Raw genomic sequence first — 21716 nt, forward strand, 5'->3', positions numbered from 1 at the left:
TGTCTCCAAAGGTCATGCACGGGGCATGCCTCTTAGTCTTTTTTAAGTTCACTGACGACGAGCGCACACAAGCGCCCGCGGTTGATTCTCAACGCCGGTCTGCAAAAATTCCGTGAAAAATCAGGCAGTACTCAGGTTTTTCGATTCCGGGCCGAAAGCCTATCAGACACGCCGGAAATCTCGAAGCAGCACCACAATTATAAAGAGCAGGGAGTGACAGGACGATGAACAGTTTGCGCAGCATGTCGATCAGCCGCCGCCTTTGGCTGATCCTGATAGTCGCCGTGTTGATGCTGCTGGCCTTGGGGCTGTTGATGCTCAACCAGATCCACGGCGACCTCTACCAGGCCAAGCGCCAGCAGACCCAGCACGTGGTACAGACCGCCAGTGGCGTACTCAGCTATTACCAGAACCTGGAAAAAACCGGCGTACTGACCCGCGACGCCGCGCAACAACAGGCCTTGAGCGCGGTGCGCGGCCTGCGTTATGACCACGATGATTACTTTTGGATCAACGACCTCACCCCCGTGATGATCATGCACGCGGCCAACCCCAAGCTCGACGGCCAGAACCTCTCGGCGATTCGCGACCCGGACGGTTTCGCGGTGTTCAACGAATTCGTGAGCCTGGCCAAGGCCAAGGGTGCCGGCATCGTCAACTACCGCTGGCCGAAGCCTGGCGCCGAAGCGCCGGTAGAGAAAACCTCGTACATCCAACTGTTCGAACCCTGGGGCTGGATCATCGGCTCCGGCGTCTACGTGGACGATGTGCAGGCCGAATTCAGGGGCCAGGTGTGGAAAGCCTCGGCCATTGGCCTGGGCATTGCGCTGATGATGGCCGTGCTGGTGGTGCTGATTGCCCGCAGCATCGTGCAGCCGTTGCAGGCGGCGGTGAATGCCATGGGCAATATTGCCAGTGGCGAAAGTGACCTGACCCACAGCCTCGACACCCACGGCCGTGACGAACTGACGCAACTGGCCCAGCACTTCAATAGTTTCACCGCCAAGCTGCGCCAGGTGGTCGGCCAGTTGCAGGTGTGCGCGAACGCCCTGGGCCAGTCGTCCACCGAACTGGGCCACAACGCCAGCCAGGCCCATGACCGCAGCCAGCAGCAATCGCAACAGATGGAACTGGTGGCCACCGCCATCAACGAAGTCACCTACGGTGTGCAGGACGTGGCAAAAAATGCCGAGCACGCTGCCAGCGAAATGCGCGATGCCCAGGCCCAGGCCCAACAGGGACAGGTCAATATCGACGGCAGCTTGCAGCAGATCGACCAGCTCTCCACCACCATCAGTCAGGCCGTGGAGGTGATCCGCACGCTCTCCAGCGAAAGCACGCAGATCGGCGGGGTACTGGAGGTGATCCGCTCCATCGCCGACCAGACCAACCTGCTCGCCCTCAACGCCGCTATCGAAGCCGCCCGCGCCGGTGAGCAAGGCCGTGGGTTTGCGGTGGTCGCCGATGAGGTGCGCCTGCTGGCCCAGCGCACGCAGAAATCCACCGCCGAGATCCAGGTGATGATCGAGCGCCTGCAAGGCCACTCGGAAGCGGCGGTCAAGGTGATCAGCGACAGCCACAGCGCCTCGCAACTAACCATCGAACAAGCCGGCCAGGCGGGCGCGAGCCTCACCGCCATCGGCCAGGCGCTGCACAACCTCAACGGCCTGAACGCCTCGATTGCCAGCGCCACCCTGCAACAGGCCCACGTGGTGGAAGACATCAACCAGAACGTCACCCAAGCGGCCGGGCTGTCCCACAGCACCGCGCTGGCGGCGGAGCAATCCAGCGTGGCGAGTGCACAGTTGCGTGGCTTGAGCGAGCAGCTTGATGGGCTTTTGCGTCAGTTCAAGGTCTAACGCCCCTCAGCGGTGGGAGGGCTGCCCTCTCCCACCGCCTAGCGGCCTCACATCCCCAGCCACTGCGGCAGCGCGAGGGAAATGAACGGCAGGTAGGTGACCATGATCAGGAACACCAACAGGATCATCAGCCACGGCATCGCCGCGCGGATGGTCTGCCCCAGGGTCAGCCCCGTCACCGCCGAGGTCACGAACAGATTCAGCCCCACCGGCGGATGCACCAGGCCGATTTCCATGTTCACCACCATCACGATGCCCAGGTGAATCGGATCAATGCCCAGCTTCATCGCAATCGGGAAAAAGATCGGCGCCAGGATCAGCACAATGGCCGAAGGCTCCATAAAGCTGCCGGCAATCAGCAACACCACGTTGACCATGATCAAAAAGCCAATCGGCGTCAGCCCTTCGGAGATCACCCAGGCGGTGATTTCCTGCGGGATCTGCTCGGTGGTCAGCACGTGGGCAAACAACATGGCGTTGGCGATGATGAACATCAGCATGATCGACAACCGCCCAGACTCCAGCAGCACTTTGGGGCAGTCACGCAGCTTCATGTCCTTGTAGACGAACAGCGCGACAAACGCCGAATACACCGCCGCCACCGCCGCCGCCTCGGTCGGGGTGAACATGCCGCTGTAAATGCCCCCAAGGATGATCACCAGCAGCAACAGGCCCCAGAACGCCCGGCGTGCGCAGCTCAGCCACTCACGGAATGTCGCCCGGGGTTGCGCTGGCAGCTTCTTGATGCGGGCGACGATGTAGATCGCGACCATCAACATCAGGCCCAGCAGCAAACCCGGAATCACCCCGGCCATGAACAATTTGCCTACTGAGGTTTCGGTCGCCGCCGAATACACCACCATCACGATCGACGGCGGAATCAGAATGCCCAAGGTCCCGGCATTGCAGATGATGCCTGCCCCAAACTCCTTCGGGTAACCGGAACGCACCATGCCCGCCACGGCAATCGAGCCCACCGCCGCCACCGTGGCCGGTGATGAGCCGGACAGCGCCGCAAACAGCATGCACGCCAGCACCGCCGCAATCGCCAGGCCACCGCGGATATGCCCGACACAGGCGTTGGCAAAGTCGATCAGCCGCTGGGCCACGCCGCCGGTGGTCATGAAGGCGCCGGATAACAGGAAAAAGGGAATCGCCAGGAAGGTGTAGGCGTCGCTGGTTTCAAACAACTTGATCGCCAGGGAGCTCACCGAGTCCTGGCTGAACATCAGGATCGACACCGCACCGGACAGCCCCAGGGCAATCGCAATCGGCACGCCCAGGAACATGAACACGAATAACAGTAGAAACAGACAGAGCACGGCCATCAGTGACGCTCCTCATGGCTGCCGGCCAACTTGCTGGCCTCACCGGCCTCGTCGGCCAACCCCAACCCCACCTGGCGGTGGGTAAAGATGCGGTAGAAAATTTCCAGGTAGCGGATCAAGACCAAGGCAAAGCCAATGGGCACGATCACCACGATGTCGCCGACATCGATGCCGAACTGGTCGAGGTCTTCGGCGCCGATATGCGCGGTCATTACCGCACTCACCCACTTGTAGCTGGCCACCATGAACAGCCCGGCATAGGCCAGGCAGCACAGGCAGGCGAGCATGCCGAGCAGGCGTTGCACCGGGCGCCGGGTCAGCCGCACCAGCGCATCCACGCCCAGGTGGCCAGCGGTGCGCACGCCGTAAGAAATGCCGAAGAAAATCAACCAGCCGAACATGGCCTTGGTCAGCGCCACGCTCCAGGTCATCTCTTGGGCCAAGGTCATGGTGCCGTCGCCCAGGGCATTGAAGAAGGGGCCGCTCCAGGCCCATTTGTCGGCCAGGGCAAAGAACAGGGTGTAGACGTTGTTGAGCATGACGTAGACGAATGTCACCAGGGTCATGGCGGCCAGCAGGAAAGCAATGAAGCCTTCCTCCAGGTGCTCCCAGACGCGCCTTAGCGTTTGCATGGCAAAACCTCGCGAGGCAGAGATAGGTAAAAGCCAGGTCAACCTGCTAGATCGTTCCCACGCTCCGCGTGGTAATGCCGCCCCGGACGTTCCACGTCCTGTATCACGCCGTGCGTAAGGCGACGCGGAGCGTCACGGGATGCATTACCACGCGGAGCGTGGGAACGATCAGTCGCGGGCAAGCCCGCTCCCACAGGGGATTACTGGTTGGACTGGTCCGCTGCCTTGATCAGGTCAGCCCCAATCTCGCCCTCGAACTTCTGCCACACCGGGCGCATGGCTTCGCGCCACAGCGCACGTTGCGCGGGGGTCAGCTCGATGATTTCGCTGGTCTTGGCGTCGATGATCTTCTGCTTGGCCGACTGGTTCAGTGCTTCAGCCTGCTTGTTCACCTCCACGGTGACCTCGGCCATGATCTGCTCCAGGGTGCTGCGCACATCCGGCGCCAGGCCGTTCCAGAATTTCGCATTGGTGATCACCATGTAGTCGATCAGACCATGGTTGGACTCGGTGAAGTACTTCTGCACTTCGTTGACCTTCTGGCTTTCATAGTTGGACCAGGTGTTCTCGGTGCCATTCACGGTGCCGGTCTGCAGGCCCTGGTAGACCTCGGCAAAGCTCATCTTGCGCGGGTTGGCGCGGATCGCCTTGAACTGTTCTTCGAGCACACTGGAAGCCTGCACGCGGAACTTCAGGCCACGGGCGTCCTTGGGTTCATGCAGGGCCTTGTTGGCAGAGAGTTGCTTGAGGCCGTTGTGCCAATAGGCCAGGCCAAGGATGTTCTTATCCTGCATCGAGGTCAGCAGTAGCTTACCCTCAGCGGCCTGGAAACGGTCGACGGCGGCCAGGTCGTTGAACAGGAACGGCAGGTCGTAGATCTGCACTTGTTTGGTGTAGTGCTCGAACTTGGCCAGGGACGGCGCGAGCATTTGCACGTCGCCCAGCAATAACGCTTCCATTTCCTTGCCATCGCCAAACAGCGACGAGTTCGGGTACACCTCAACCTTGACCTTGCCGGGCAGGCGCTCTTCAGCCAGTTTTTTGAACAGCAGCGCGCCCTGGCCTTTAGGAGTGTTTTCGGCCACCACGTGGGCGAACTTGATCACAATCGGGTCTGCCGCCTGGGCCAGGCCTGCGGTAAACAAGGCGGCGGCGCACAGCAGCGCCCGGGAAAGCTTGAGCATGGGAATCACCTTCTTATTGTTGTGTTGTAAGGCAAGGTGCCTGATGTAACGCGTGTCGTGAATTTCGAATTTTAGATACCTGCGTTCGGCCTGGCCGAACGCGTCCAGTGTGAGAGCTGGCTCGCCTGCGATAGCGGTGTGTCAGGCAACACAAACATTGACTGTTCTACCGCTATCGCAGGCAAGCCAGCTCCCACATTTTGCTCCCGGTTTTGTCAGTTACAGTTGCGCGGCCAGCAGCCGCTGCGCGCGCAGCAGTACCGGCGCATCCACCATCTGCCCGTCAATCTGATAAGCCCCTGCCCCATGGGCACCCGCCTCCACCACGCGCCTGGCCCAGGCCAGCTCTTCGGCGCTCGGCGCCAGCGCGGCATGGATCACCGCGACTTGCTTGGGATGAATGCACAATGCCCCGGCAAAGCCCATCTCATAAGCGTGCCGGATCGAGCGGTGCAGGCCTTCGGGGTCGTCGATGGCCGGGTGCACGCCGTCCAGCGGCGCCGCCAGGCCCGCCGCGCGCGAATGCACGATCAGCGCCAGGCGCGCCTGGTCAAGGGCCAGTTCGGCCGCGTGGGAGTGACTGCTCAGGTTGAGGTCCAGCGCCAGGTCCAAACCGCCGAACGACAGGCGCTCTACCTGGGGCGCCTGGGCAATCTGCGCCAGTGCCAGCAAACCCCGTGCGCTTTCAATAATCGGCCAGATACGTTTGCCGGTCGCGGCCACCACCGCCACCTGGGCCGCGCTTTCGACCTTGGGCAGCAACACCCCCGCCACATTTGCATGGGACTTGCAGAAGGCGACATCGGCAAAATGCTCGGCATGCTGGGGCGCGTTGATGCGTACCCACACCTGGGCTTCGGCATGCGCATGCAGGAACGCGCCCAGATTATCCCGAGCCTGACGCTTGAGCGGTTCTTCCACCGCGTCTTCAAAATCCACAATCACCGCGTCGGCGCCGCTGGCCAGGGCCTTGGCAAACCGCTCCGGGCGGCTGCCCGGCACAAACAGCGCAGAACGTACTAATGGCTTTGGCATCACTTGATTCCTGATTAGATAACGCCGCGCTCGCGCAGGCTGTTAATGGCCTCAACGGAATAACCCAGCTGGTCGAGGATGCCTTGGCTGTGTTGCCCCAGCGCTGGCACGCCGTCCATGCGCGGGGTAAACGCAGCGTTACGCGCCGGTGGCAGCAGCGACGGCAACGGCCCCGCTGGGCTGTCGACTTCGCGCCAGCGGTCGCGGGCCTTGAGTTGCGGGTGGTCCCACACGCCTTGCATGTCGTTGACCCGCGCACTGGCAATCTGCGCGTCTTCCAGGCGCTGGATCACCGCCTCGACGTCCAGTGGGGCAAAGCGCTCCACGATGATCTGGCGCAGCAGCTCGCGGTTGGCCGAGCGCTTGAAGTTGGCGCTGAAGCGCTCGTCCGTGGCCAGCGACGGGCTGAGCAGCACTTTGTCGCAGAACGCCGCCCATTCGCGTTCGTTCTGCAAGCCGAGCATCACCGTGCCGCCGCCTCCAGTGGGAAACGGCCCGTAAGGGTAAATCGTCGAATGCGCGGCACCCGCACGCGGTGGCGGCGGCGCGCCGTCGAAGGCGTAATACATCGGGTACCCCATCCACTCCACCAGGCTTTCGAGCATGCTCACATCGATACGGCTGCCCTGGCCGGTTTTGCCGCGCAGCAGCAGCGCCGACAGAATGCCGCTGTAGGCGTACATGCCGGCGGAGATGTCCGCGATGGAGCAACCGGCCTTGGCCATCTGTTCTTCACCTGGGCCACCGGTCACCGAGAGAAAGCCGCCCTCGCTCTGGATCAACAGGTCGTAGGCTTTCTTTTTCTCGTAGGGCCCGCCTTCGCCGTAGCCGGAAATATCGCAGACGATCAGGCGTGGAAAGCGCGCGTGCAGCGCCTCGAACGATAAGCCCATGCGCGCCGCCGCGCCGGGGGCAAGGTTTTGCACCAGCACATCGGCATCGGCCAACAACGCGTCGAGAATGGCGCCCGCCTCGTCCTGCTTGAGGTCCAGGGTGAGGCTTTCCTTGGAGCGGTTGGTCCAGACGAAATGCGACGCCAGGCCGCGCACCCGCTCGTCATAGCCACGGGCGAAGTCGCCGGTGCCGGGGCGCTCCACCTTGATGACCCGGGCACCAAGGTCGGCCAACTGGCGCGTACAAAATGGCGCGGCAATCGCGTGTTCCAGGCTGACGACGGTGATGCCGTCCAGCGGTCGTTGTTCAGTCATCACAATTCCCTCCAAGCCAATGGGCCATGGACGCGGTAGTGCGCAGGTTCCACACCTGCTCGATCAGGCGGTTGGCCTGGGACGGGGTGCGGGCGCCGCTGAAGTCGGCCAGGCGCTGGAACTTGTCCGCCAGCTCGGCACGGCTCAGGGTGTTGCCCGGGTCGCCCTTGGGTTCATCAATGGCACCGTGCAGCGTGCGGCCATCGGTGGTGGTGACGGTGACGCGGCCCAGCCAGCGTTGCGGGTAGGCGCTGTCGACCTCGGGGTCCAGGCTCATGCAGACCTTGTCGCGAAACGCCGCGACCGCAGGATCGCTCAACGCCAGGTCATGGAACTCAGGCAACCCGGCGTGGCCATGCACAGCGATCAATCCAAGCACGGTGCCCATGGAGAATTTGGCCTGGTGCACGGTGGCCGGCACCGTCACTCGGCCGAGTACGTCGATGGCGCCTTGGTGCACGTGGGTTTGCACCTGGGAAATCTGTGCAGCGCTCAAACCTTCACGCTGCATCAAGTCCAATAGCGCATCGGCAGCGGGATGGGTGTGACGGCAGGAAGCGTGGAACTTGAACGAGGTTTCCACCAGTGCCCAACGGCTGCCCAGGCCGGCAGACAATTTGCCCGGCTGCGCATCACTGGACATGCCCGCCGCCAAACCCTGGTCCCCTTCAAGAATATTGCGCGCGCCGGTCAGCCCATCGGCCGTAAGGTAAGCCGCCAGAAGGCCGTCCGCCGCGGCCTTGGCCGTGTGCAGTTGCTTGGAGTCGGCGGCATCGCGCAGAAATTCCCAGAGCCCGGCGGCCTGGGTGCCGGCGCTGCCGAGCAGGTTGATGAATTGCTCTTCGTTGAAGTCGAGCAACTTGCCCACCGCGACCGCTGCCGCCAGGGTGCCGACCGTGGCCGTGGTGTGGAAGATGCGGTAGTGGGAACGCCCCAGGAACTCACCGATGCGAATCCCCGCCTCATAGCCGGCCACCGAGGCCAGCAACAGTTCACGGCCAGACTTGCCGAGGTCCTGGGCGGCGGCCAATGCGGCGGGAAACACCACGGTGGCCGGGTGCAGCACCGAGCTGTTGTGTAAGTCATCCTGCTCCACCAAGTGCGAGGAGGCAGCGTTGACCAGTGCGGCGAAATACGCGCTGGTGCCGGTGCCGTTGACGATCACCTGGGCCGGGCCGCTGCTCGGGCCCATCTTCTGTGCGTAGCGTTCAAACAGGGGAATCGGGTGCGCGCCCTGGCTGGCCAAGGCGGATGCGAGCCAATCCAGGTAAAGCTCTTCGGTGCGCGCCAGTACGTGCTCGGGCAACTGCGCGTAAGTCAGCTCGGCCAGGAACCGGCAAAGGGCTTGGGTATGATGCATGCTCAAAGCCCTCAGAAGCTGCGCGGCAGTTCGAGCAAATGCTCGGCTACGTAGGACAGGATCAGGTTGGTGGAGATCGGTGCCACCTGGTACAGGCGGGTCTCGCGGAATTTGCGCTCCACGTCGTACTCGCAGGCAAAGCCGAAGCCGCCGTGGGTTTGCAGGCAGGCGTTGGCCGCTTCCCAGGACGCCTTGGCCGCCAGGTACTTGGCCATGTTGGCACTGGCCCCGGCGTTTTTGCCGCTGTCGTATTCTTCACAGGCACGCCAGCGCATCAGGTCCGCCGCTTCAATCTCGATATGCGCCTCGGCAATCGGGAACTGCACGCCCTGGTTCTGCCCGATGGGCCGGCCAAACACCACACGGTCGCGGGCATAGGCGCTGGCCTTTTCGATAAACCAGCGGCCGTCACCGATGCACTCGGCGGCAATCAGGGTGCGCTCGGCATTCAGGCCATCGAGGATGTATTTGAAGCCCTTGCCCTCCTCGCCAATCAGGCTGTCCAGGGGCAGCTCCAGGTTGTCGAAGAACAGCTCGTTGGTCTCGTGGTTGACCATATTGGCAATGGGCTGCACGGTCAGGCCGTTGCCGATGGCCTGGCGCAGGTCCACCAGGAAGATCGACATGCCTTCGGATTTTTTCTGCACTTGGGCCAAGGGCGTGGTGCGTGCCAGCAGGATCATCAGGTCGGAATGCTGCACCCGCGAGATCCAGACTTTCTGGCCGTTGACCACGTATTTGTCGCCGCGCTTGATCGCCGCGGTCTTGATCTTGGTGGTGTCGGTGCCGGTAGTGGGTTCGGTGACGGCCATCGACTGAAGGCGCAATTCACCACTGGCCAGCTTGGGCAGGTAGAAGCGTTTTTGCGCCTCGCTGCCGTGACGCAGCAGGGTGAACATGTTGTACATCTGGCCATGCACAGTGCCCGAGTTGCCGCCGCAGCGGTTGACTTCCTCAAGGATCACCGAGGCTTCGGCCAGGCCCAGGCCGGAACCGCCGTATTCCTCGGGGATCATTGCCGACAGCCAACCGGCGTCGGTCAGCGCCTTGACGAAGGCTTCGGGGAAGCCCTTTTCTTCATCGATCTTGCGCCAGTAAGCGGCATCGAATTCGGCGCACAAGGCACGCACGCCGTCGCGGATGGCGTTGAGTTCTTCAGTGTCGTGGGCATTCATTAACGGCTCTCCGCCTGTTGTTATTGGGTTATTCGAAATGCACCTGGGCGGTCTGCGCCAGGCCTTCAGTGTTGCCAGCCCAGAGTTCTGCGACGCCAGTTGCGGTGATGCGCCCGCCGACCTCAAAAGGCTGTGGCGCAATCAGTGGGCGCACACCGCGATAGGCAAAGCGGCGCAGGGTCGCTTCGGGGTGCGCCCGGCAGAACGCACGCAGGCTCAAGGTGGCGATCAGCGGGCCATGCACCACCAGGCCGGCATAGCCTTCGGTGCCCGTGACATAGGGGTAGTCGTAATGAATGCGGTGGCCGTTGAACGTCACGGCGCTGTAGCGGAACAGCAAGGTCGGCGTCGGTTCGACCGCCTCTGTCCATTCGCCTTGGGCCAGCGCGTCGCCGCTGCCCGCCTTGGGTGGCGTAGGTTCGCGGTAGACGATGTCCTGCTCCTCGCGGATGGCCAGGCGACCGCCCTGGGAGTAGTCATGGCGCACGGTGACGAATAACAGTGAACCGGTGCGCCCAGTTTTTTCTTCGACCTGGGTGATGGTGGATACGCGCGTGGCCGCCTCGCCAGCCCGCAGTGGGTGCAAAAACTCAAGGCGCCCACCGGCCCACATGCGATTGCGGTTATCGGCCGGAGGCAGAAATCCGCCGCGTGCCGGGTGACCGTCGCTGCCCAGGGCCGATTCGGGCAACGGGTCCTGGAAAAAACACCATTGCCACAACGCAGGCACCGCGTTGCCATCGGCAGGCACGGCTTCACCGAACGTGGCGGCGATACGCTTGAGCAGGTTATGGCTCAGGTGGTCGTGGGCGGTCTCACTTCGGCCGATCCAATCAGTAGCGCTCATCGGGTGCAGGTCCTCAGGCAGTGGGTGACTGCCGTGGATCATGCAAGGGCCTGCCCGTTCTGAGAATTTGCATTTCAATAAACCAGCGTTCGGTTATGCTGAACGCTTACAGCCACACCGTGAACCAATGTGGGAGCTGGCTTGCCTGCTCCCACAGGAAACCTGTTGTCCGGGAGTTTTGCATGCACTTCGATCTCGCCGACCTGCGCCTGTTCATCCATATCGCCGAATCCCCCAGCCTTACCCAGGGCGCCAAGCGCGCCTTCCTGTCGCCGGCTGCCGCCAGTGCGCGGATCAAGGCCCTGGAAGGCCAGCTCGACACGCGCCTGTTGTACCGCGACAGCCGGGGCGTGGAGATCACCCCGGCAGGCGAGCGGCTGTTGCACCATGCGCGGTTGATCATGCGCCAGGTGGATTACCTCAAAAGCGAGTTCACCCAATACGGCGTGGATTCGGCCGGACATATCCGTATCTTCGCCAACACCACGGCTGTTACCGAATTTTTGCCGGAGGTTCTGGCGGGCTTTCTGTCACAGCGCCCCGGCGTCACCGTCGACCTGCAGGAACGCCTGTCACGGGACATCGTGCGCGGGGTGCTCGATGGCACCAGTGACATGGGCATCATCGCCGGCCCCGTGGAAGCCTCCGGCTTGCAAGTACTGCATTTCAGCACCGATGAACTGGTGCTGATGGTGCCGGTCGGGCATCCGTTGGCCGACCTGCCTTCAGTGACCCTTGAGCAGACCCTGGCGTATCAGCACATAGGCCTGCATGAAGGCAGCACGCTGTTGAGTTTCCTGCGCGAACACGTCGAGCGCCTGGGTAAGCAATTGTCGCTGCGTATCCAGGTCTCGAGCTTCGAGGCGATCTGCCGGATGGTCGAGGCCGGCGTGGGCATCGGCATCATTCCCGAGTCCGCCGCCCTGCGTCACAGCCGCACCATGCAGCTGGTGACGGTGAAACTGGACGAGCCCTGGGCGATTCGCGAGCGCAGCATCCTGGTACGCGAGCTGGAAGCGCTGCCAGGGACCATTCGCGCGCTGATCGCCACGTTGATGCCCTGATCCTTGCTCGAAAAAAACCTCAACGATAACGGGTATTTTCTGGATAAACGCGGCGCCTGTGCGTTTTTCGCGAGCGAGCTCGCTCCTACAGGTGGCTGTTAACAGTCTTTGACAGTTTCCCGACAAAGCACTCAAAGATTCCAAGCCCCCACCGCCCTAGCATTCCAGCATCCAAACCATCGCTCGGGTGCTCTTGATGTTTCGCAGGTTGCGCGGTATTCCGCTCTTGGGTTGCCTGATGGGCAGTATCGGTTGCCACTCGCAACCGCCTGCCCCGCCGCCGATTCAAAAAGGCGATTACGGCGCAATCATCCGCTACTTGCAAACCCGCATTCCCCGGGAGATGGCTCGGGACAATGTGGCAGGTTTGTCGATTGCGCTGGTCAATGGCCAGGAGCTGATCTGGGCCCGTGGCTTTGGCCTGGCTGACAAAGACCAGGGGGTGCCGGTCACGCCCAATACCGCGTTTCGCGCCGGTGGCATTTCCAAACTGCTGAGCGCCACGGCGGCGCTGCAGCTGGTGGAGCAGCACCACCTGGCGCTGGATGCACCGATCCAGCAGACCCTGCGTGAGTTCTACGTACGTTCACGCTTTCACAGCGACCAGGCCGAGGCGGATCGAGCGATCACTTTGCGGCGCTTGCTCAGCCATCAATCCGGCTTGCCCAGCGAGCACCTGCGCGACCTGCGCAGCACCTACGCCATGGGGCAAATGCCGATGCGCGTGTCGGGTGTGTGGCTGAGCAGCCTGCCGGGGTCCCAGGTGGCGTACTCCAACCTTGGTTATTCACTGGTGGGCGCGGCCATCGAGCGCAGCAGCGGTAAAAGCTTTGAAGCCCAGTTGCAAAGCAGCCTGCTCACGCCCCTGCGAATGAACCAGTCCAGCTTCGTAGGCACCGGTGCACAAATGGGCTTTCGCGCCCATGGTTACGAGGACGGCAAGGCCAGCACCGACGCCCAAGTGCGTGACCTCGCCGCCGGTGGCCTGTGGACCAGCCCCAAAGACCTCAGCCGCTACGTACGCATGCTGTTTGCCAACGGCACCTACAAGGGCAACCAGATCCTCGGCAGCGCTTCTATCGACGCCATGTTTACCCAGCAAAACACCGGCAACGCCCTGGATTTCGACTGCCAGATCGGCCTGGGCTGGTTTCTGGCGCCCTGCGGTGACGAGCCCATCGGCCCCGGTGTGCGCACCTACCAGCACAGCGGTGGCGGCGATGACTTCGTCGCCCAATTGACCCTGCTACCGGATCAGCAGCTGGCGGTGATCATCATGGCCAACGACAGCAACGCCGAAGACATGGTGGTGTCACTGACCACCGACAGCCTGCGCCTGATGCTCCAGGCACAGACTGGCCAGCCCGTGTGCGCCGATGACTGCCAGGCGCCGAGCCACGGCCTCAAGCTGCGCCATGTGCCGGCGGCGGTGGATCGCAAGCGCCTGGCTGGTTTCTATGCGACCGCCTGGGGCGTGTTCCGCATCAGGGATGACCATGCACGCTTGACCGGCGAACTGGCCGGCTACGATTTCGAGCTGTTACGTGATGAACAAGGCTGGCTGCGCGCGCAGAAAAAGATCCTCGGCTTCTGGCGCAAGGACCTGGGCGAGTTGGGCCGCGTGCAGTTGGATCTGATCCAGGTACAAGGCCGCCAAATGCTCACCGCGCGCAGCCACGGCCAACGCATTGCCATCGGTGAACGCATCGAGCCACCGCCCTTGCCTGCCGCCTGGGCCAACACGGTCGGCACCTATCAGGTGCTCAGCAGCCATGAACCCGACGCGCCATTGAGTGGCATCAGCGTGCGTCAGGAGGACGGCTTTCTGGTGATTCGTGGCCAATTGCACGGCGAGCCGCTGACCGACTACATCCTGCTGCCCATCGACAACGCCCATGCGGTACTGGCCGGCAACGGTTACGGCTTGGGCGATACCGTCAGCCGCCAGGTCAACGGGCTGAGCGCTTCGGGTTATTCCTTCAAACGTACCCAATCACCCCACATACCCTCGAATTTCTAACCAGGAGAAACACCTGATGCACGCAAAAAACCTGTGCCTGTCATTGACCTCACTGTGCCTGCTCGCCGCCGCCGATACGGCGCTTGCCGAAGACTGGCAATACAGCCTCAAGGCCGGCATGGCCAACGCACCCCGCTACAGTGGCAGCGACGAACGTATGACGGCGCCTGTACTCGGCGGCAAAATCATCAGCCCCTGGGGCGTCTTCCTCGATACTGATACGGGCCTGGGCTGGGGTTACGAAGGTAATGCCCTGAGCTTCAGCGCATACGTTGGCGCAAGCGGTTCGCGCAAGGATAAAAATGAAAGCATGCAGGCCGGCTCCAAACGCCTCAAAGGTATGGGCCAGATCAAGTCGCGTCCGCAATTGGGAGTGAGTGCCGCCTACAACCTCGGCGGTGTGATCATCGGCGCCACCCTGGAACATGCGCTTGAAGAAGATAAACACAAGGAAACCGGCAAGGCTTTTACCCATCTGGAGTTGAGCCTGGGTACCCATCTGTATGAAGGCCGCTACGGCTGCGTCGATGCCGCCATCAACAGCCACTTCGGTGACCGCAATTACCTGCAAACCTGGTACGGCGTGACTACCGACCAGGCCACCCGCAGCCGCTTCAAGGAATACAAGGCAAGTGCCGGCAATATCAGCAATGGCATGAGCCTTTCATGGAGCGTGCCGATCAACGAACACACGCAGTTCTCGACCTTGCTGGATGTGCAATACCTGGCGGACAAGGCCGGCAAGAGCCCGATTGTGGAGCAGCGGTTGCAGGCGTCGGTGTCGGGGGAGTTGCAATACACCTTCTGATCTACCTTGCCCTCTGTAGGAGCGAGCTTGATCGCGAAAAACGTCAACGATAACGCGTGTTTTCTGGATAAACGCGGCGCCTGTGAGTTTTTCGCGAGCGAGCTCGCTCCTACAGAGACAATGCCAGCTCCTTTTAGTAGCCCAACGACAAGCCCGTGTTGCGCCGTGGGTCATTGGCCCCATAGAAACGGTTGTTACCCACCGGCTTGCCGTCCAGGGAAGGCGCGCCTACCAGGATGGCGGCCAGGTGGTTGGCATCTTGCGGGCCGGCAAACTTGTGGCCCCAGCTTTCGAGGATCTTCTGGGTGTCCGGGCTGACCGCAAAGGTCTCAAGGTTGGTGGTTTCCGGCATCCATTGCTGGTGGAAGCGCGGTGCGTCCACGGCTTCCTGGATGTTCATCTTGTAGTCGATGACATTCAGGATGGTCAGCAAGGTCGCGGTGATAATGCGGCTGCCCCCCGGTGTGCCAACGACCATTACTGCCTTGCCGTCCTTGGTGACGATGGTCGGGCTCATCGATGACAACGGCGCCTTGCCCGGTGCGATGGCGTTGGCTTCGCCCTGCACCAGCCCATACATATTCGGCACGCCGACCTTGACGGTGAAGTCATCCATTTCATCGTTGAGAATCACCCCGGTCTTGCTGGCCATCACCCCGGCGCCAAACCAGTCATTGAGGGTATAGGTCACCGAGACCGCGTTGCCCCACTTGTCGACGATGGAATAGTGGGTGGTGTTATTGCCTTCGTGGGGCGACACACCTGGCTTGATCGCCTGGGAGTCACCGGCCTTCTGCGGCTCGATGGCAGCGCGTAGCTTGGCCGCGTAGTTCTTGTCCAGCAGATGCTCGATGGGGTTCTTCACGAAGTCCGGATCACCCAGGTAGCTGTTGCGGTCCACGTAGGCATGGCGCATCGCTTCGATCTGGTAGTGCAGGCCCTGGGCCGAGTGATAGCCCAGATCGGCCATCGGGTAGCCTTCGAGGATGTTCATGATCTGGCAGATCACTACACCGCCCGAGCTGGGTGGCGGCGCCGAGACCACATGGTAGCCACGGTAGTCGCACTCGATGGGGGCCAGTTCGCGGGTTTTGTAGGCGTCGAGGTCGGCCTGGGTGATGATGCCTTTGCCGGCCTGGCTGGAATCCACCACCGCCTTGGCGACCCAGCCTTTATAGAAACCGTCGGTGCCCTTGGTCGAGATTTCCTTGAGGGTCTTGGCCAGGTCCTTCTGCACCAGCTTCTGACCCACCTGCATCGGTTTGCCGTTGTGCAAGAAGATCCCGCGCATGTCCTGGTCTTTTTCGAACTCACCGGTGGCAGTGTGCAACAGGTCGATATCGCCCTGCTCCAGCGCAAAGCCGTTTTCGGCCAGCTTGATCGCCGGGGCAATCACTTGCGCGCGCTTGAGGGTGCCGTACTTGCTCAGGGCCAGCTCCATGCCAGACACCGTGCCCGGCACGCCGACCGCCAAATGGCCTTTGGCGCTGAGGCCTTCGACCACATTGCCGGCCTTGTCGAGGTACATGTCGGCCGTTGCCGCCAACGGGGCTTTTTCGCGGAAGTCGAGGAAGGTCTTGCGCCCGTCCGCCAGTTGCACGGTCATGAAACCACCGCCGCCCAGGTTGCCCGCCGCCGGGTACACCACCGCCAGCGCGTAACCTACCGCCACCGCCGCATCGACCGCGTTGCCGCCGGCCTTGAGCACATCGACACCCACGTGGGTTGCCAGGTGCTGGGCCGTGACCACCATGCCATTTTCACCCGCAACCGGGGCTTGGGAAGCTGCGTGCACACCGTTGACCGTCAAGACCAGCGCGGTCGCAATCAACGTGTGACTCAAGGGTTGGTATTTCATCCATGGCTACTCTGATTATTGAGATGCACCAAAATAGCCCCTAGCCGATTCAATCCCCAGCGCAATGGCGTTTTTATTACAGAACTTGTCGGTCATGGAACGCACACCGCTGCGCACGTCGGCAATCAGCTCTGGCCTATAAAATTAATGGCGCTAGAATCGGCGCCATTCTTTTACCGCCGCCCTGATACGAGCCTGTCCATGAGCTTTGATTTCGACACGATCCACCCACGCTTCGACACCGGCAGTACCAAGTGGAGCCGTTACCCGCAAGACGTCCTGCCGATGTGGATCGCCGACATGGACATCGCCGCGCCGCCCGCCATCTTGCAAGCCCTGCACGCGCGCCTCGACCAGCAGATTCTCGGCTACAGCGTGGCCGGCCCGGACGTGCGCGACGCTATCGTTGCCGACTTGTGGGCCAAGTACGCCTGGCGCGTACAGCCCGAAGAACTGCTGTTCCTGCCCGGCGTCGAGCCTGGCTTCAATATGGCCTTGCACGCCTTCGTCCAGCCCGGCCAGGCGGTGGTACTGCAAACCCCCAACTATCGGCCGATTCGCCTGGCGCCCGGCAACTGGAACCTGCCACGCATCGAAGTGCCGTTCCAATTGATCGATGGCGAGTACCGCACACCGCTGCCGGCCATGCGCCAAGCCTTGAGCGGGGCCGGGGCGCTGTTGCTGAGCAACCCGCACAACCCCATCGGCAAGGTGTTTGCCCGTGAAGAGTTGCTGGCGGTAGCCAATGCCTGCCTGGACACCGGCGCATTGATCATCAGCGACGAAATCCACGCAGAGCTGTGCTTCGACGGCCGTCGCCACGTCCCCACCGCCAGCCTCAGCCCCGAGATCGCCCAGAACACCATCACCCTGATGTCAGCGAGCAAGGCGTATAACGTGGCCGGCCTGAAGACCTGCTTCGCCGTGGTCCAGAACGCCGAGGTGCGCGAGCGTTTCAATCAGGCGCGCTGCGGCATGGTCGACAGCGTCAGCCCCCTGGGCCTGGAAGCCACCCGCGCCGCCTACAGCGAATGCACCGACTGGCTCAACGCGCTGGTGCAGTACCTGCAAGCCAACCGTGACTACCTGCTCGACGCGGTAAAAACCCGACTGCCCGGCGTAGTGATGCATGCGCCGCAAGGCACGTTTCTGGCGTGGCTCGATTGCAGCGCATTGGGCCTGGAAGACCCGCAACGGTTCTTCCTGGAACAGGCCAAGGTGGGCCTGAGCGCGGGTATTGAATTTGGCGATGACAGCCAGCAATTCGTGCGCCTGAACTTTGGTTGCCCACGGGCGATGCTGGAGGAAGGCGTGCAGCGCATGCAGATCAGCTTACAAAACCGCTGACGTCGGTCGGAACCGCACGGGAGATTTTTCGCACATACCGGGCTTAGCTGCCCGCTGTGCCATTGAAATTCTCCCGGAGCCGCACGTCGATGATTCTGCCGCCACGCCCACTCCCCCTCATTGCCTGGGATTTCAAACCCATCGCCGGCGATACCCCGCAGGCCTTGCCGGCCTACTCAGTGGAGCCTCTGCAACCGCCACGCAAACCGGCGTTGAGGCAAAACCTAAGTACATCGGTAGACCATCAGAAAGCCCTCTACCGGCAGCTGTTGCAGGCCACGCACACTGCGCTGCCCAGGGTGCGCGACGAAGCCAAGCAATGGGCCGAGGCGCTGGTGTTCAAGTTGACCGGGCGCAAGGTCGATGCCGACGCCATCTTCCTCAATCGCTTTCAGCAAGCACAAAGTGCCAATACCGTCACCGACTGGGAACATCTGGGGGAAGAGCCCACGGTTTCCCAGGCGCTGCCGGACGCACTGTTGAGCAACTTCAGCGAACACGATGCGCTACCCGGCGTGCTTGACCAGCAAGCCGGCTTATACACGGTCGGCCGCGGGCAAAGTACCCAAGGCGGCTATGGTGCCCATAACCAGTTTGCGCTGGCGCCTTCCCAGCTGATGCATGAAAGCTGGAAAACCGACTTTCAGGCGCACATGACTCAAAAGCTCGAACGCTTCTGGCGCGACCATGGCGATGACTACCGCACCGCCTTGAAAGGCGAGTTCATTTATCAGGCCCGTGAACAGCTCAAGGCCTACGAGCGCGCCTCACCCACCGAACGCCTGAACATGCCGGCCGAGCAGCGCTTTACCCGCGATGATTACCGCCTGGTAATGGGCGCGGCCGCCAACCTGTCCCTGGATGAAAACCAAGCCCTGAGCGTCGAACAACTACGAGCGACAGCGCCGGTAGAAGGCCGCACACGGGTTCACGTGTTTGACATCAACGGGCGCCCCGCTCACGACATCCTGCGTTTCACCGCCACTGACTACGGCAGCCACGGGCAATTACGTGATCGTCGAGACGGCGTGCAGGTCCTGTATATGCCGGGGCACAAGCCCGCTTTCCTGCGCTTTGATTCCCTGGACGCGATGGACCAATGGGTGGCCGAGCAAGGCCGGCATGCCGAGACGCGCAAGGCGCTGCAATCGCACTTCGCCCTCAGGGACCGACAAGACAGCGACTTGGGGTTCTGGAGCAATTTCAAATCCTTCATCACCGGCGATTCGCGCTCGAACAAAGGCGCGGACAGCGCCATTCGCTACTTGGCCAGCGGCTACTGGGACACCCTGGAAGGGACCGTTATCGACAGCGCCAATGTGCGCATTCACGGCGACGTGTTCAGCGTGATCAAAGACGCCACCCGCGAACGCATGTCCCGCGATGCAGACGTCATGATTAAGTCCAACAGCGAGGTCACCCGCGATACCTGGCTTAACGATTTGACCGTAGCCGCCGGCCTGGCGGCCAAGTTCGCAGTGATTGGCGAGCCGGTTGTGGTCGGTGTCGCGGCCGCCGCCGGCCTTGTAGAAGCCCAATTGGGTGTCGAGCAATCGATCACGGGTGACACGCAGGCCGAGCGCAAACACGGCAGCAGTGCCGCACTGGATGGCGCGCTCAATGAGCTGTTCGCCATCGTGGGCGGTACCGTGAAGGAGCCTGCCTTTGAGCAACCGGCCACGATCCCTCTGACTCGGGAGCTTTTCAGCGACGGCCGGCAGGCAATGGTCATCGAACACCCTTTGAGCCCCAGTGCCTATACCCTGCCACGCGCCAATGGCTATGACCTGGTGGACCGTGGTCGGGTCTATCGCTACCTCAATACAAGACCTGGCGAGCTGACCGACCTGCAAGCAACAGAACACGCCAAGCCCTTGGAGGACTTTGAGGCGTTTTGCCCTGTGCCCGCTCTGGGTGGGCGGGTGCGACGCGGCATTCAGGATGAGTGCTTCGTTAAACGTGTCGCCGACCTGCCCAAACCCGAACAACGCCTGCAGGCCCTGGAGCACGTGCGGTTGTTCCCGTCCAAGGCCGGGCTGTTCACGCGCGAGCGCACGGTGGTCTATGAAAAACGCCTGCACAAAATAGTCAAAGGCGACACCGGCCCCCAACTGGTGCCCGTCGCAAACGGTGAACGCATCACTTACAAGGCGCACGTGCACGGCCAGCTCATTGACGACCCCGATTTCGGCTTTTACACAGGCGACAGCGCCGACACGCTTGCTAAAGATACCCGGGTGGTCAAGCTCGGCAGCATCAGCAATGCCAGCAATGATCAACGCCAGCTCAGAGGCGTGGTCGTCACCAGCGGCAGCCAGCGCTACCTGGTGGTAGAGGCTGACACTGCCGAGTTCTATTACGCACCATTGGATAAAACGCAAACCCGGGATATCAGGTTCAAGAAATGCGGGCCTCTAGAGCTGAGCCTTGCGCAAGGGTACCGCCAGTTTCTGAGTGCCAACCATGCTGTGCAGGCCCTTCAGGCCGACTTTGTTGCGCTGGCTCCGCTCAAAAAAGCCTTCAAGCAGCTGCAGCGCTCAGGTTTTAGCAAAGCCGACATCGACGAATTGAAGCGCCACTGCAAAGGCATGAACCCTGAGCAGCAGCGCGAAGTGGTGTACCGGCTGCAACAGGCCAATGCCATCGTGAAACCGGATGTGGCCTTGCGCCCCCATCGTGTTTCACCGTTGCCTGGCAACCAGGTGCATCCGGCCGCAGACCTGGCCAGGGCCGACGCGGCCAGGCTTACCCTGGGCTGGTTGCGGCGCACCGCCAAGCTGAAAGCCGCCAATACCGTGCAGGTGACCATGGGTGAAGCCACGACACTCACGAGCGGCAACGACGTGCTTTCTACCCGCAGCCTGACCGACTGCTCGGCCATTGCGGTGCTCACCGACTGGGACGGTGCGCGTTACCAGACCCGCACGCTGATGCACCTGACCGGCAGCAACCTGGAGCTGGGCCTGCGGGGCGGCAATACCCAAGCGTTGCTGAACCGATTGAACGCATCCCTGAACAAAGGTGGGCAGGTCATCCTGGTAGGCGGGGTCAATTCAGGTTCGCTGCAAGGCATGGCCACCACCATCGGGCAATCGTTGCAGGGCGAACAACCGCTCAGGACACTGCTTCAAGCACGGCCCGGCGTCAGCGTCACGCTGGCCAGCTCCCTGGGCATTACGCTGAATGCCGATGGCACGTTCGAGCTGATCGAGGGAACGGGCAAAGGGGTGATGCCCGAGGATCAGGTCAGGGAAATTTTCAATCGAGTTGACTGAGGGCGCTGCCCCACGCCTTTCCCTGACCCTGTTGGGCGCTCACAACTTGGCAATGGACACTTCTGTGGACTTCACAAAGGCAATCACTTCACTGCCCACCTTCAATTCCAGGTCACGCACCGAGCGTGTGGTGATCACCGACGTCACAATGCCCGAGGCGGTCTGCACGTCGATTTCCGACACCACTTCCCCCAGCAGGATCTCCTTGATCACGCCTTTGAACTGGTTGCGCACGTTGATCGCTTTGATGGTCATGTCGGCTTTCCTTTTGGCTGTTGGGTCAATCCGCACGAATGCGCAGGCCCTCAAAATGCGCTGCCGGATAGAATATTAAAAGGAATAAATATCTATTTATTTATTCGATAAAGACATAAGCAGAGTGATGTTTCATGACCCGTCCACGGCTGAATTTGTGTGTGCCAGCGACCTATGACCGCACATCTTGTGCGTTGACCAACGTTGTCACACCCCATATAGTGTGCCCACAAACAGATCAGACCACTACATAGTGTGCAGCATCGGTATTTACCGACCACACTACGCGCAGTATTTCAATGCCTTGTAGCCTGCAAAAACATTTATTTTTCGAGTACCAGGAAGGAGTATTTCCATGCTGAGTTGGGATGAAGTCGACAACGAAGACACCGGTGCAGCGGTGATCAAAGGCGCCAACGCCGGCCACGCCACCGAAGCCAACATGGACCGCCTCGACGGTG

16 protein-coding genes are annotated in these 21716 nt (G+C 61.7%); 6 read left to right on the top strand and 10 right to left on the bottom strand.

The features are described 5' to 3' along the window. Positions 1–224: 224 nt before the first annotated feature. Positions 225–1859, top strand: coding sequence for a methyl-accepting chemotaxis protein (locus QK296_RS21515; protein WP_003191044.1), 1635 nt, complete (start codon positions 225–227; stop codon positions 1857–1859). A gap of 47 nt (positions 1860–1906) precedes the next feature. On the opposite strand, the gene dctM is transcribed toward QK296_RS21515, so the two are convergent. From dctM to QK296_RS21555, 8 genes are all read right to left on the bottom strand, one after another. Next, complete coding sequence (gene dctM, locus QK296_RS21520) at positions 1907–3187, bottom strand: C4-dicarboxylate TRAP transporter large permease protein DctM (protein WP_003191042.1); 1281 nt, start codon at positions 3185–3187, stop codon at positions 1907–1909. Continuing rightward, on the bottom strand, positions 3187–3819 hold the full coding sequence (locus QK296_RS21525; RefSeq protein WP_003191040.1) for a TRAP transporter small permease: 633 nt from the start codon (positions 3817–3819) through the stop codon (positions 3187–3189). Before QK296_RS21525 ends, dctM begins: the two co-directional genes overlap by 1 nt. A 200-nt stretch (positions 3820–4019) precedes the next feature. Then, the gene (locus QK296_RS21530) at positions 4020–5003 is read right to left on the bottom strand and encodes a TRAP transporter substrate-binding protein (RefSeq protein WP_282391291.1); all 984 of its coding nucleotides are present in this window, start codon (positions 5001–5003) and stop codon (positions 4020–4022) included. Between the two features lie 219 nt (positions 5004–5222). Next, on the bottom strand, positions 5223–6038 hold the full coding sequence (locus QK296_RS21535) for a CoA ester lyase (protein WP_003191038.1): 816 nt from the start codon (positions 6036–6038) through the stop codon (positions 5223–5225). A gap of 14 nt (positions 6039–6052) precedes the next feature. Continuing rightward, the gene (locus tag QK296_RS21540; RefSeq protein WP_003191037.1) at positions 6053–7246 is read right to left on the bottom strand and encodes a CaiB/BaiF CoA-transferase family protein; all 1194 of its coding nucleotides are present in this window, start codon (positions 7244–7246) and stop codon (positions 6053–6055) included. Next, positions 7239–8606 carry an MmgE/PrpD family protein gene (locus QK296_RS21545; RefSeq protein WP_282391292.1) on the bottom strand — a complete coding sequence of 456 codons (1368 nt, stop codon included), beginning with the start codon at positions 8604–8606 and terminating at the stop codon, positions 7239–7241. Before QK296_RS21545 ends, QK296_RS21540 begins: the two co-directional genes overlap by 8 nt. Before the next feature lie 11 nt (positions 8607–8617). Then, positions 8618–9781: an acyl-CoA dehydrogenase family protein gene (locus tag QK296_RS21550; protein WP_282391293.1), complete on the bottom strand. Its 1164-nt coding sequence runs from the start codon at positions 9779–9781 to the stop codon at positions 8618–8620. 28 nt (positions 9782–9809) lie between these two features. After that, the gene (locus QK296_RS21555; protein ID WP_282391294.1) at positions 9810–10628 is read right to left on the bottom strand and encodes a MaoC family dehydratase N-terminal domain-containing protein; all 819 of its coding nucleotides are present in this window, start codon (positions 10626–10628) and stop codon (positions 9810–9812) included. Positions 10629–10810: 182 nt separating this feature from the next. Here QK296_RS21555 and QK296_RS21560 point away from each other — a divergent pair, with 182 nt between their 5' ends. The 3 genes from QK296_RS21560 to QK296_RS21570 all read left to right on the top strand — a co-directional run bounded on the left by QK296_RS21560 (position 10811) and on the right by QK296_RS21570 (position 14520). Further along, complete coding sequence (locus tag QK296_RS21560) at positions 10811–11692, top strand: LysR family transcriptional regulator (protein ID WP_003191032.1); 882 nt, start codon at positions 10811–10813, stop codon at positions 11690–11692. Between the two features lie 196 nt (positions 11693–11888). Further along, positions 11889–13712, top strand: coding sequence for a serine hydrolase domain-containing protein (locus tag QK296_RS21565; RefSeq protein WP_282391295.1), 1824 nt, complete (start codon positions 11889–11891; stop codon positions 13710–13712). A gap of 16 nt (positions 13713–13728) precedes the next feature. Beyond that, positions 13729–14520 (top strand): MipA/OmpV family protein, encoded by a 792-nt coding sequence (locus QK296_RS21570; RefSeq protein ID WP_034135542.1) that lies wholly within the window; start codon positions 13729–13731, stop codon positions 14518–14520. 133 nt (positions 14521–14653) lie between these two features. On the opposite strand, the gene ggt is transcribed toward QK296_RS21570, so the two are convergent. After that, positions 14654–16378 (bottom strand): gamma-glutamyltransferase, encoded by a 1725-nt coding sequence (gene ggt / locus QK296_RS21575; protein WP_003191028.1) that lies wholly within the window; start codon positions 16376–16378, stop codon positions 14654–14656. Between the two features lie 201 nt (positions 16379–16579). Between ggt and QK296_RS21580 the strand changes: the two genes are divergently transcribed. Next, positions 16580–17725, top strand: coding sequence for a PatB family C-S lyase (locus QK296_RS21580; protein WP_137203823.1), 1146 nt, complete (start codon positions 16580–16582; stop codon positions 17723–17725). An 89-nt stretch (positions 17726–17814) separates the two neighbouring features. After that, entirely contained in the window at positions 17815–21000 is a 3186-nt protein-coding gene (locus tag QK296_RS21585) for a DUF6543 domain-containing protein (protein WP_282391296.1), read from the top strand. Positions 21001–21039: 39 nt separating this feature from the next. On the opposite strand, the gene QK296_RS21590 is transcribed toward QK296_RS21585, so the two are convergent. After that, positions 21040–21255 carry a TOBE domain-containing protein gene (locus QK296_RS21590; protein WP_003173733.1) on the bottom strand — a complete coding sequence of 72 codons (216 nt, stop codon included), beginning with the start codon at positions 21253–21255 and terminating at the stop codon, positions 21040–21042. Positions 21256–21716: the final 461 nt, after the last annotated feature.

Origin of the sequence: Pseudomonas sp. AL10 (assembly GCF_029960685.1) — a bacterium.
GTDB lineage: Bacteria > Pseudomonadota > Gammaproteobacteria > Pseudomonadales > Pseudomonadaceae > Aquipseudomonas > Aquipseudomonas lactis.